The following is a 12565-nucleotide window of genomic DNA, read 5'->3' as shown; positions in this document are numbered from 1 at the left end:
GATGCTGGAGGTAATGACCGATCCCTCGGTATGGGCAGGATTAGTAACGCTAATCGTTCTGGAACTGGTTTTAGGCATCGACAATCTGATTTTCATCGCCATCCTGGTTGAGAAGCTGCCAGGGCCCCTTCGCGACCGGGCGCGCGTCATCGGATTGCTGCTGGCGTTAGTATGCCGGATCCTGCTGCTCGCTTCGCTTTCCTGGCTGGTTACGCTCAAGGCACCCTGGATTACGCTGGCCGGTCACCCCTTTAGTGCGCGCGATCTTCTGCTGCTGTCAGGCGGGATTTTCCTGCTATTTAAAGCTACTACAGAGTTAAATACGCGCCTTGAGGGACATGATGAGGCTGCCGGTCAACAAAAAGGCGGCGCTAAATTCTGGCCGGTGGTGGCGCAAATAGTGGTGCTGGATGCCATCTTCTCGCTGGATGCGGTGATCACGGCCGTGGGAATGGTCAATGATCTGCCGGTCATGATGATAGCGGTGACAATCGCCATTCTGCTGATGCTGCTCGCCAGCAAACCTTTAACCCGCTTTGTGAATAGCCATCCCACCATCGTCATCCTCTGCCTGAGCTTTTTGCTGATGATTGGCTTCAGCCTGGTGGCAGAAGGGTTTGGCTTTGTAATCCCCAAAGGTTATCTCTACGCCGCTATCGGTTTCTCGGTCATCATTGAGGCGCTGAACCAGCTGGCGCACTTCAATCGCCGGCGGGTATTGTCAGCGGGTCGCCCGCTACGGCAGCGGACGGCGGAGGCGGTGTTGCGGATGCTGCGCGGCGCGGCGGAACCGGCAGAGCTGGATGCGGGAACCTCATCGCTGATCGCTGATAGCGATGCCAGTGTGCTGTTCAACCGGCAGGAGCGGGTAATGATTGCCCGGGTGCTGGGTATGGGTCAGCGTCATGTCAACAGCATCATGACATCGCGTCACGATGTGGAGCATATCGACCTCAGTGAGGACCCGGCAGCCATTATGGCCCGGCTGGACCGCAACCAGCATACGCGTATCCTGATTACCGATAACTCCAGCGAACCGCTGGGCGTGGTCCACGTTATCGATCTGCTGCACCAGTCGCTGCACCATCATTCGCTTGATTTACGTGCCCTTATCCGCCAGCCGCTGGTTTTCCCTGAACGACTGACGGTGCTGCAGGCGCTGGAGCAGTTTCGCCAGGCGCACACGCACTTTGCGTTCGTCGTCGATGAGTTTGGTTCCGTTGAAGGCGTCGTGACCCTGAGTGATGTGATGGAAACCATCGCCGGCAACCTGCCGAATGAGGCGGGTGAAACGGATGCCCGTTACGATATTCAGATTCAGGGCGAAGGCCACTGGATTGCCAACGGTCACATGCCGCTGGAAGATCTGGCGCACTATGTGAAATTACCGCTGGATGAGCAGCGCGACTACCACACGCTGGCCGGTCTGCTCATGGACAGGCTGCAGCATATCCCGCAGGAGGGCGAGGTGCTGCAGCTGGAGAGTTATCAGCTGCGCACCCTGCAGGTCGAAAATCACCGGGTGCAGAAGGTCGAAATCCTGCTGCAGCCCGATATGGAGTACGACGCCTGAGCCGCTGCGCCCGTCACGGGCGCGGCTACTTCTTCAGATTCGGTTTGTTACCTTCTTCTTTCTGACGATCGATCCACTGATTCAGCCTTGTTCTGGCCTCACTTTGCAGGCGCTCGCGCAGCACGTCATCCACGGGTAACGAATATTGCAGGCTGTTCCAGTCACCGTAAATGCGCAGCGGAACCGGCTGATCGGCGAGCGCTTTCACCAGGGTCTCCGCGCCACGCCAGCCGCTGAGTTTCAGCCCGAGCGTCACGTCCAGCTGCTGCTGCGCCAGGTCAACTTTACCGGCGCCCTGCAGGCCGAGGTTATGGCCGTTGCCACTGATATCGCTGAAGCTGAGTACACCCTTGTTCAGCGTCGCCTGACCGCTAATCGACTCAATGCCCTCATCTGCGGCATCCTCAGCATCGTCACGGCTGACTTTGTCGCTCACGCGCGCCACGGCGCGCTGCACCATCTGCTGCAGATTCAGCTGCGCCAGCTTCAGATTGCTGGCGCTCAGGGTCGCCCTGCCCTGCCAGCGACGTTTAGCCGCCTCGACGCTCAGCGTGTCGCCTGCCAGGTCACCGTCGAGACTCAGGTTGCCCTGCAGACTGTCCGGCAGATCAAAGGCTTTAAGCAGGGGCTGAATGGCAATCAGCCGGAGCTGCGGTTTCAGCATCACCTGCGTTTCTGGCTGACGGATATCAATGCGGCCGGGAACCGAGAAACTGCCATTACCCAGCTTGCCGCTGAGCGTATTAAGTATCATCAGCCCCTGCTGATTGCTGGCATCGAGCGTCAGACCGGTCAGGGCGAGACCGCGCCAGATTACGCTGTCCGCCTGCAGTTTCAGCGCAAGATCCATGTCGTTCAGCGGGGAGTCGGCATTGGTGCGTTCGCGTGGCGCCGCGATCACGGGTGAACGGGCCACCGTCGCATGTTGCGTCCCCTGTGTTTCAGACGCAGGCGCGCTGGTCAGCAAGCTATCAAGATTGAGCGTGCTGGCTTTCAGATCCAGCGCCAGCTGTTGTGGCGGTGCAAGGTGGCCGCTGCCCTGCCCGGTCAGTGTCGTGTCATTGGCGGTGAGCTGCAGGTTGCTGAAGTCAAACCGCTGGCGGTCACCGTTCCACTCGCCCTGTAAACTTAGCGAGCCTTTAATCCCCTGAGCCGGAATATCCGCCCCGGACAAGGTGTAATCAAGTTGCTGCAACTGGCCACTGAGACGATGAGGATATTGTGAGGCATCGAGCTGACCTTTCAGCGACAGGGTCACATTGCGCTGGTTGCGCATCAGGCTGGTGCTTAATGCCAGCGTTGCCTGATTGCTGGCATCCTGATCCATGCTGATATTGAGATCGCGGAAATTGTATTCATCCCCGCCTGGCTGCTGCCAGATGAGCAGGCTGTCAGCGACCCGCAGCTTTGCGATATCAAATGACCAGCCATTGGCGGAAGACGCAGGCTCGGCATCACGCGGTCCCTGCGGCGCATTTTTTGCGGGCTGCGGGCTGCTGTCGGGGGTGACACGCACGATGGCATTTTTCAGCATGACCTGACTGACGCTGAGCTGATGTGAAAGCAGCGGCCAGAGATTGACGTCCAGCCGCATGTTTTCCGCCGACACCAGAGGCTGACTGGCCCCTGGCGCGGTCAGGCTCATCCGGCCGGCGAGGATGCTGAGCTGAGGCCAGACGTGCCAGCGCAGATCGCTGCTGACCTCCAGCCGATAACCACTGCGTTGTTCAACCTGTTGCACCATATAGGCGCGAAAGTCGTTGGGATTGACCAGCAGCACCAGCGCGCTCATTCCCGATACGACCACCACTAACAGGATGGCCAGCGTGGTTATCACTCTTTTCATGACATCCTCAGATCAATCTTTGTCGATACGGCTGGCATCTGCACCCTGCTGACCGCGGTATTTCGCATCTTCACGGCGGTTGTAAGGGCGCGCAGCCGGGCCGGAAAGCGGTTCAAAACTCAGCGCGCCGATTAACATCCCTGGACGCAGTGCCAGCGGCAGTTTACCGGAATTATAGAACTCCAGCACAATGCGACCCTGCCAGCCCGGATCGATGCGGTGCGCCGTCACGTGCACCATCAGCCCCAGACGCGCCAGTGACGAGCGCCCATCCAGCCAGCCAACCAGGTCATCAGGCAGCGTCACCGACTCCAGCGTCACCGCCAGCGCCAGCTCGCCCGGATGCAGAAAGAAGGCTTCGCCCTCAGCCAGCACGATCTCATCGCTCATGACCCGGTCCAGGGCGGCGCTCACTTCCTGCTTCGGGCCGCTCAGGTCGATAAAGGCTGCGGTATGTCCGCTGAACGTACGAAACTGATTACCCAGTCGCACGTCGACCGTGGCGCCATTAATGCGTTCGACCGGTGGGCGTGGCTCAATGGCCAGTTTGCCACTATCCAGCCAGGCTTCAATATCGCGATCGCATAATCTCATTGCGGTAACTCCATGACAAAGTGTAGCAAACCGACGTGCCTGCCTGCCGCCGGTCTGCGCCACGTCCTGCCGGACGTGGATTATTCAAAGAACTGATTGATTTTCGCCTTGAGGATATCAATGGCGATACGGTTTTTGCCCCCGCGCGGCACGATGATATCGGCGTACTGCTTTGACGGCTCGATAAACTGCAGGAACATAGGACGGACCGTCTTCTGATACTGGCTCATTACTGAATCCATTGAGCGCCCGCGCTCATTGACGTCGCGTTTCATACGACGCATCAGACAGATATCGAGTGGCGTGTCCACGAAGATAGAAAAGTTGAGTTCCTGACGCAGACGGGCGTCGGTGAGCAGCAGAATGCCTTCAAGAATAATCACCTTTTTGGCTTTCAGATGCTGAGTCTGCTGTGTACGGGTGTGTTCAACGTAGCTGTAAACCGGCAGTTCGATATCCTGCCCGGCTTTCACCGCCTGCAGATGCTGCAGTAATAGATCATGATCCATCGCGCTCGGATGGTCATAATTGGTTTTAACCCTCTCTTCCATGGTGAGGTGACTTTGATCTCTGTAATAAGCATCTTCCGGGATCACCCCGATATGCTCGTCACCTACCTGATCACGGATTTCACGATAGAGCGTGCTGGCAATTAAACTTTTACCGGATGCGGAAGCGCCGGCAATGCCTACAATCACGCACTGATGAGACTTGTCAGTCATACTTTTTTAAGACCTGATAACTGGAGCCTGCCACTGGACACACATTACGCGGGCAGCGGACGGGCCGAAATGGAGAGGGTGTGTTCGCGCTAAGTATAGGGATTTCGGCCTTTTGATGCCAGAGAAATGGCGTCGGCGACTTTTCAGACTTTCCCCTTTGGACGCCACTCGTTTCACCGATAAACTATTGTCACCGCCAATCATAACTAAAATGGCCCGGATGTGTGCTGTGCAGACAGTGCGCGGGGCTGACATAACGACCCGAAAATGCCTCAGGAGTAGTATGCACTGGAAGAGTTTGACCTATTTTGGCGACAGCATGCTGTTGATCCCGACAGCCGTGATTATTGCGCTGATTCTGCCGTGGAAAAGTGACAACCGTCTTACTGTCCTTTACTGGCTTGTGGCATTCGGTCTGGCCGGACTCACGGTCAGTATCTCGAAAATTCTGTTTCTGGGGTTCGGCATCGGCAGCGCCCGCTTTAATTTCACCGGCTTCAGTGGTCACAGCGCAATGTCCGCTACGCTGTGGCCGGTGATGCTGTGGCTGATCTCCGGGCGCTGGTCGCTGCCTGGTCGCGTGATAGCGATCGCGGTCGGCTATCTGATCCCGCTAATGGTGGGATTCTCCCGCCTCGTCATCCATGCGCACTCCCGAAGTGAAGTGGCGACCGGCCTGCTGCTGGGCTTTACGCTAAGCACGGCGTTTCTGATCTCCCAGCGGCGCACCACGCTAAAAGGTTTCAGCTGGCCGCAGATCGGTGCGGCACTGGTCGTGCCATTTATATTGATGAGTCACGGCCGTGTGGCCACCACGCAGCAGTTTCTGGAGCGGGTATCTGCCAGTCTCGCGGGAATGGAGAAACCTTATACCCGGGCCGATCTTTTTCGCCAGTAATCAATCAGCTGCCTGGTCAGTGCTGCCTGCCCGTCAATTCGCCGAATAACGGGCAAATTTGATTTCCTCCCTTTTTTCTTTGCCGAATGTGCTAGCATGCAGTCAGAGAATGACTGGTGCCTGATTCGCTTTTGCGGAGCCCTGCACCTTGCCGGAAGCCCGCATGACTGAGACTTTATCCCCGCAGAACAACTCGCCCAATAGCTGGATCCAGGCGCTGGTCCTGGGCGGGGTTCTGTTTTTCATGACGCTGTTCTGTCTTGAACTGATCGTGGTCAGCGGGAGAATCTCTCCGCTCTGGTTCCCGACCACGCTGATGACCGTGGTGGTATTTCGCTGTCCGACGCGTCAGTTGCCCTTGCTGCTGACAGCCTGCGTCCTAGGCACGGCGAGTGCTAACGCCCTGGTCATCGGCCCTGCTTTTTCTAATCTTAAGTTTACGCTGCTTAACCTGATCCAGGCCGGGATCGGCGGTATGCTGCTGCGCGCCCTGCTGGACCGGCGCGCACCGCTGGATTCGCTAAGAGACTGGGCACGAATGGTGGTGTCGGTCGGCATTATGACGCCGGTACTGGGCGGCCTGCTGGCGATCTGGGCGCTTCAGGTCAGCGGCCAGGCCTTGTACCCCTTCTTTTATACCTGGGTGATCTCCGAAATCATTGGCATGCTGGTGCTTGGCCCGATGCTGCTGCTGTTGCCCTGGCCTCTGCGTCGTGCACAGTTTCGCGATCTGCGTCTGGCCGAACTCGCCCTGACGCTGCTGATCACTCTGGGGGCCAGTTACCTGTCACTGCGTTTTCTGCCGTGGCCATTTACCTTTATTGTGGTGATTCTGTTCTGGTGCGCCGTGCGTCTGCCTAAGCTGCAGGCGTTTATCCTGTTCTTCCTGAACGCCAGTTTTATCTCGATGCTGCTGGCTTTAGATCTGGTCAGCGTGGTCAGTAATAACAGCGCACTGGGCCCGGTCTCCAGCTGGCTGCCGTTTCTGCTGGTGCTCATCCCCAGCCACATCATGTCACTGGTGATGGATGCTTTCCGGCGCGAAAAACTGCATATCTCCGATAGTGAAACCCGCTTCCGTCATGCCATGGAGTATTCTGCTATCGGTATGGCGCTGGTTGCCCCACAGGGTAACTGGCTGCAGGTGAACCGCTCACTTTGTCAGATTCTCGGCTATCCGGCTGAAGAGCTGAAGCGGCTGACCTTTCAGCAGATTACCCATCCCGACGATCTCTCGCTGGATATGCAGCATGCGAACCGACTGCTGGAAGGCGACATCGACACCTATACCTTTGAAAAACGCTATTTTCGCAAAGATGGTGAAATCGTCTGGGCGCGCCTGACGGTGTCGCTGGTGCGGGATAGCAGCTACGCCCCGCTCTACTTTATTGCGCAGATTATCGATATCTCCGAGCTGAAGCAGAGCGAACAGGTAAACCGTCGGCTCATGGAGCGCATCACGCTGGCCAACGAGGCGGGCGGCATCGGCGTCTGGGAGTGGAATCTGCTGACCGGCGAGATGCTGTGGGATAAACGCATGTATGCGCTGTTTGGCCTGGCGCCCCATGAGTCACCCAGCTATGACCTCTGGATCCATCTGCTGAACCCCGCCGATCGCGAATACGCGGCGCTGACGGTGCAGCAGGCGATTGAGATGCGTAGCGCCTTTCACATGGAATATCGTGTGGTCGACAGTCAGGGTCAGCGCTGGGTGCGCACCCAGGCTAACCGGCTGCTGAGTAAAGAAGGACGTATCGAGCGGATGCTGGGTATCTGTCAGGACATCACGCCGCTGCGCAATCTGAATGAGGCGCTGTTTCAGGAGAAAGAGCGCATGGCCATCACCCTGGATTCTATCGGCGAGGCGGTGATCAGCACCGACAAAGAGATGTGCGTGGCCTTTATGAACCCGGTCGCGGAGAAGATGAGTGGCTGGTCGCAGGAGCAGGCCACCGGTCAGCCGCTGAATAAGGTGCTGCACATCACTCAGGGCCGCAACGGCCCCGAGGTTGAAAACCTGCTGCTGTGCCAGCTGCCGCCGGAAAAGATCACACCTGATTTTGCGGAAGATCTGGTGCTGCATGCCCCGGACGGTAGCCATATCGATATTCACTACAGCATTACCCCGCTGCGTTCAGAAGCGGGTCTGGAACAGGGTGCCGTGATGATTATTCAGGATGTCAGTGAGTCACGTAAGCTGATGAAGCGCCTGAGCTACAGCGCGTTGCATGACACCCTGACCGGCCTGCCCAACCGCGCCAGCTTCGAACTGCAGCTTAAGCGTCTGCTGTTTGATGCCGCAGAACACCGTCATCATCATGTACTGGTCTTTATCGATCTGGACAAATTCAAGGCTGTCAATGACAGTGCCGGACATGCCGCCGGAGATGCGCTTCTGCGCGAACTCTCAGAGCTGATGCAGCACCATCTGCGCAGTAGCGACTTCCTGGCACGACTGGGCGGCGATGAGTTCGCCCTGCTGATGCCCGACTGCGAAGTCGCGCAGGCGCATGACGTGGTGCAACGTATCGTTGCCGCGGTCAATGATTACCGCTTCCAGTGGCTGGGTCGTCTCTACCAGGTCGGTGCCAGCGCCGGGGTGACGCAAATCTCCGCCGAAAACTGTCAGAGCAGTGACGTGCTGTCGCAGGCGGATATCGCCTGCTACAACGCCAAACGCAGCGGGCGCGGACAGCTGATGATCTATGAACAGCATCGCCTGCCGCTGCCGGGTCATCATCAGGGGCTGGATGCCGGGATGATCGATGCCCTGCAGATCGAACTGCCCGCCTGGGCCGTTGCGCCGCCGAAAACGCCGCAGGCGGCCTTTCTCTGGCTGCTGGATGTCCAGCTGTTAACTACTGACGGGCTGCTGATGGATGAGACGCTGTTGCGCAGTAACCTTACCGATGAGACGCTGCGTCGCCGGCTGGATAACAACATTCTGGCCGCTTTTTTCCGCCACGATGTGCAGGCGCTGAATCACAAAGGCATGTCGGTCATCCTGCCGCTGAATGCGCAGATACTGAGTGATGCCGCCTTTGTGCAGCAGCTCTGTCAGCGCTTTGTCGCCGCAGGGCTGGCCCACAGCCGCAGCGGCTTTGCTTTCCCGGCAGCGAGCGTCATTGGTAAAGGCGATCAGGTGTATGCGGCGCTGCGGCAACTGCGGCAGTGCGGCTGCCGTATCGTCCTGCAGCAGTTTGGCCGTAATCTGGATGCCTTTAATCTGCTGAGTGATGACATCGTTGATTATCTGGTGCTGGCGCCTGATCTGGTGGCGAACGTGCATACCAACCTGATGGATGAGATGCTGCTGACCATTATTCAGGGCCAGGCATCGCAGCGGGATGTTTCGGTGCTGGCGGGTCCGGTGTCCGTGCCGGCCATGCTGAATACTCTGGCAACGCTCGACGTGGATGGCGTCTGGGGCAGTGCTGTCGCCGGGCGTCAGCCGCTGCGTTCGCTGGCCGAAGATCGCATCTTCGCCATCCGTTAATTCCCGCGCTGGCCGCTTGCCACCCCGCTGAAGCTGCGCTAAAGTCGCCCCCTTTTTTCCGGCATGGGGGCGAAAATGTTCATAGGATTCGATTACGGTACGGCTAACTGCTCCATTGCAGTCAGCGAAAATGGCGCGCCACGCCTGTTAACGCTGGAGAACGATCAGCGCCTGCTGCCGTCAATGATCTGTGCGCCTACCCGCGAGTCGGTCAGCGAATGGCTCTATCGCCATCATCAGGTGGCGACGCCGGACAGCGAAACCACGGCGCTGCTGCAGCGCGCACTGCGCTTCAACCGCGAAGAGGATATTGAGGTTCAGCCCAACAGCGTGCAGTTTGGCCTGACCGCGCTGCAGCACTACATGGTCGATCCGGAAGATGTCTGGTTTGTTAAATCCCCTAAATCGTTCCTCGGTGCCAGTGGCCTGAAGCCTCAACAGATTGCCCTGTTTGAAGATCTGGTCTGCGCCATGATGCTGCACATCCGTCAGCAGGGCGAAAGCCAGCTCGGTCAGACCATCCGGCAGGCGGTCATCGGGCGGCCGGTCAACTTCCAGGGGTCAGGCAGCGAAGAGTCTAACCAGCAGGCTGAAGGTATTCTGCTGCGCGCCGCGCACCGTGCTGGCTTCCGCGACGTCGAGTTTCAGTTTGAGCCGGTCGCAGCCGGTCTGGATTTCGAGGCGACGCTGCAGCAGGAGACGCGGGTACTGGTGGTCGACATCGGCGGCGGAACCACTGACTGTTCCATGCTGCTGATGGGGCCGGAGTGGCGTGACAAAGCGGACCGCCGTGAAAGCCTGCTGGGTCACAGCGGTTGCCGCGTTGGCGGAAACGATCTGGACATCATGCTGGCGTTCAAGACCCTGATGCCCTTACTGGGTCTTGGCGGTAATACTCAGAAAGGCACCGCCCTGCCCGCTCTGCCGTGGTGGAATGCGATCGCCATCAATGACGTTCCGGCCCAGAGCGACTTTTACAGTGCCGCCTGTGGGAAATGGCTGCGGGATCTGGTTCGGGATGCCGAACAGAGTGACATCGTTGCCCGCCTGCTGAAGGTGTGGCAGCAGAAACTGAGCTATCGCCTGGTACGGGTGGCTGAAGAGAGCAAGATCGCCTTGTCATCCAGCCCGTCGCATACCGCTTCGCTCGATTTTGTTGCCGCAGCGTTGCAGACAGAGATTGCGGTAAATCAGTTGCAGGAGGCGATCAGTCAGCCGCTGGAGAAAATCCTGGAGCAGGTGCAGCTGGCGCTGGCCACCAGCCAGATTAGACCTGACGTGATCTACCTGACCGGCGGCAGCGCGCGTTCGCCGCTGCTGCGCGCGGCCCTGCAGCAGATGCTGCCGGATACGCCGATTGCGGGCGGCGACGATTTCGCCTCGGTCACTGCCGGACTGGCCCGCTGGGCGGAAGTCATGTTCCGCTAAACCGGCTTTGCACGGCAATAATCAAAACGGCACCCGAGGGTGCCGTTTTGATTTGCGGACAACGATGAACAGAACCTGGCGGCCTGCGCCTTTCGCAAAGATGCACAGCCCGCCCAAACTTATACGTTGCTGCCGGTGCAGGCTTCTGTCGCTCAGCACTTCTGAGCCGCCTGGCCGGCACGTCAGCCTATTAGCCGTTATCAGAACGCGATATTGGCGCTGATACCGCCGATAAACGCATCTTTCACTTCGCTGACCGCGCCCGGCGCGACGACATACTGCAGGTTAGGTCGCAGTGACATCCAGTTTGTCACTTTGGCGTTGTAGTAGATCTCATAGTCATATTCCGCCCCTTCCTGAATCGGCAGCCAGGTCGGGCTGTCGAAACGGCTCTCCCCGTTCGCCTGATTCTGCTGACGCAGGGAACGGGTATAGTCGCTGTTCACATGAATACGTGACGCACCTACGCCAATCTCATCCTGCGGACGGGCGTCAAACGGCCCGGTCCAGGTGAAAGCAAGTGACTGATAGTTATCGGTCTTCGACGTCTTGTGGTCGTTCATTACCGCCTGTACGCGAACGCCCAGACCACGGTGTGCATCGCCACCCTGCGCGGTCAGCTGCTGCTGCAGTAACAGATAGCCGCCGTAGGCACGCGCCTGATCCTGATAGCCGCCGTTGCGCCAGCTGCTATAGACATCGCCATCCACCGACGAGGTGTAGTAACCGATGCGGTAGTTACCTGGCAGTTTTTCCGGCCCGAAGGTCGGTTTCCAGCCCAGCTCGATTGGCACCAGATTGCCTTCGGAATGGCGGGTATCCAGACGGAAGCCGTCGCCGCGATCGTAGTTAGCCCGGTTCTGGTTGTAGAAACCCACCTGGAAGAAAAGCTCAGGGGTGAGATTAAACTTGATGCGACCGCCCCACTGCGACACTGGCCAGTTGAACCAGCGATCGCCGCGCCAGTTCCCCGCCTGTCCGCTGCCCAGCGCCAGGTTCTGGAACAGATTGCCATCGAAGTTATCGAAGTCTTCACCTACCGTGACCCGACCGGCTTTCACATCGACCACATCGTCAAACAGCCCTTTGCGCAGCCAGAACTGAGTCAGGCGCCAGGTCTGGCCACGACCATAGACCTCCTGAACCGAAGAGAGCATCCCGGCGCGTCTGTCCCCTACCTGATCCGACACGTTCTGCCCGTCGCGATTGGTGACGGTCATCTGAAACTCGGCATCCTGCCAGTTCAGCAGCTTTTCCAGATCGAAATTGGTGCCGAACGTCCACTGGTCGCTGTAGCGCATGGTGGTGTTGCTGTCTGCACCGCCGCCCAGGTTGGCCGCACTTTCCATGGTGTAGTTGACGTCAAACTTAATGCCGTCATCCTGCAACTGCGTCCGGTAGCCACCCCAGTCACCCAACATCCATTCGGAGTCGGGACTGAGCGCATCTGCAGCCAGGGCGGGCGCAGAGAGCATCGTTATAAGCAGGGTACCGGTTGCCACACGGGCAGAGGGAAAGCGGGCTTTTCTGTTTTTCATCTTGCTGATTCTTATGTAAGTGGCGGAAAGTAACGCGCAGAGGATAGTGCTGGCTTCTCAGCGGTTTTTGTAAATACGTGCGCATAATTTCCGGAAACAACAGATTGTTTGCATAACTGTGACCGGGATCGCTTGCAGGTTATTCTTCAGGCAGAAACGGCACGTTCTGCCTGGTTACGGGAAACCGATGCGCTATGGCCCCTGCGCTTAACGGCTCGCCTCGTCGGGGGTTGCCGGGGCATCCTGCTGCCCGGCATTGAGCAGGAACAGACGTCGCCCGTAGCATTACATCCCCCCGCTCTGCCAGCGTATCCAGCAGAGAAAATGAAGCAGCCTGGTCCACTGTTCAGCCAGAGGCTTGCCGTCAGACGTCAGTCGCGGAACGGCAATACCACTGTCACCTGACTGCCGGGTCTGGTTCTGACGCTTTTCTGACTTCTGGCTCATCTGACATACGGCCTGTTTCTCAG

9 protein-coding genes are annotated in these 12565 nt (G+C 58.3%); 4 read left to right on the top strand and 5 right to left on the bottom strand.

All coding sequences use genetic code 11. The annotated features are described in order from the left end of the window. Window position 1: 1 nt before the first annotated feature. Window positions 2–1573 (top strand): TerC family protein, encoded by a 1572-nt coding sequence (locus tag RT657_RS09510; protein ID WP_313654048.1) that lies wholly within the window; start codon window positions 2–4, stop codon window positions 1571–1573. Between the two features lie 25 nt (window positions 1574–1598). Here the strand turns inward: RT657_RS09510 and asmA are convergent, their stop codons facing one another. The 3 genes from asmA to udk all read right to left on the bottom strand — a co-directional run bounded on the left by asmA (window position 1599) and on the right by udk (window position 4735). After that, on the bottom strand, window positions 1599–3419 hold the full coding sequence (gene asmA / locus RT657_RS09505) for an outer membrane assembly protein AsmA (protein WP_313654047.1): 1821 nt from the start codon (window positions 3417–3419) through the stop codon (window positions 1599–1601). Window positions 3420–3431: 12 nt separating this feature from the next. Further along, on the bottom strand, window positions 3432–4013 hold the full coding sequence (gene dcd, locus RT657_RS09500; protein ID WP_111139190.1) for a dCTP deaminase: 582 nt from the start codon (window positions 4011–4013) through the stop codon (window positions 3432–3434). An 80-nt stretch (window positions 4014–4093) separates the two neighbouring features. Further along, a complete protein-coding gene (gene udk, locus RT657_RS09495; protein WP_313654046.1) occupies window positions 4094–4735 on the bottom strand; it encodes a uridine kinase in 642 nt (213 codons plus the stop codon). A 283-nt stretch (window positions 4736–5018) separates the two neighbouring features. Here udk and RT657_RS09490 point away from each other — a divergent pair, with 283 nt between their 5' ends. The 3 genes from RT657_RS09490 to yegD all read left to right on the top strand — a co-directional run bounded on the left by RT657_RS09490 (window position 5019) and on the right by yegD (window position 10557). Then, window positions 5019–5633 (top strand): phosphatase PAP2 family protein, encoded by a 615-nt coding sequence (locus RT657_RS09490; protein ID WP_313654045.1) that lies wholly within the window; start codon window positions 5019–5021, stop codon window positions 5631–5633. Between the two features lie 163 nt (window positions 5634–5796). After that, entirely contained in the window at window positions 5797–9129 is a 3333-nt protein-coding gene (locus RT657_RS09485; RefSeq protein WP_313654043.1) for a diguanylate cyclase, read from the top strand. Between the two features lie 75 nt (window positions 9130–9204). Next, window positions 9205–10557, top strand: coding sequence for a molecular chaperone (gene yegD / locus RT657_RS09480; protein ID WP_313654041.1), 1353 nt, complete (start codon window positions 9205–9207; stop codon window positions 10555–10557). A gap of 200 nt (window positions 10558–10757) precedes the next feature. On the opposite strand, the gene RT657_RS09475 is transcribed toward yegD, so the two are convergent. Then, window positions 10758–12095, bottom strand: coding sequence for a carbohydrate porin (locus RT657_RS09475; protein WP_313654039.1), 1338 nt, complete (start codon window positions 12093–12095; stop codon window positions 10758–10760). A 285-nt stretch (window positions 12096–12380) separates the two neighbouring features. After that, window positions 12381–12542 (bottom strand): hypothetical protein, encoded by a 162-nt coding sequence (locus RT657_RS09470; RefSeq protein ID WP_313654037.1) that lies wholly within the window; start codon window positions 12540–12542, stop codon window positions 12381–12383. Window positions 12543–12565: the final 23 nt, after the last annotated feature.

It is taken from the genome of Pantoea sp. (assembly GCF_032114055.1).
In the GTDB taxonomy this organism is placed as follows: Bacteria; Pseudomonadota; Gammaproteobacteria; order Enterobacterales; family Enterobacteriaceae; genus Pantoea.
This window is presented reverse-complemented; position numbering and strand designations above follow the sequence as displayed.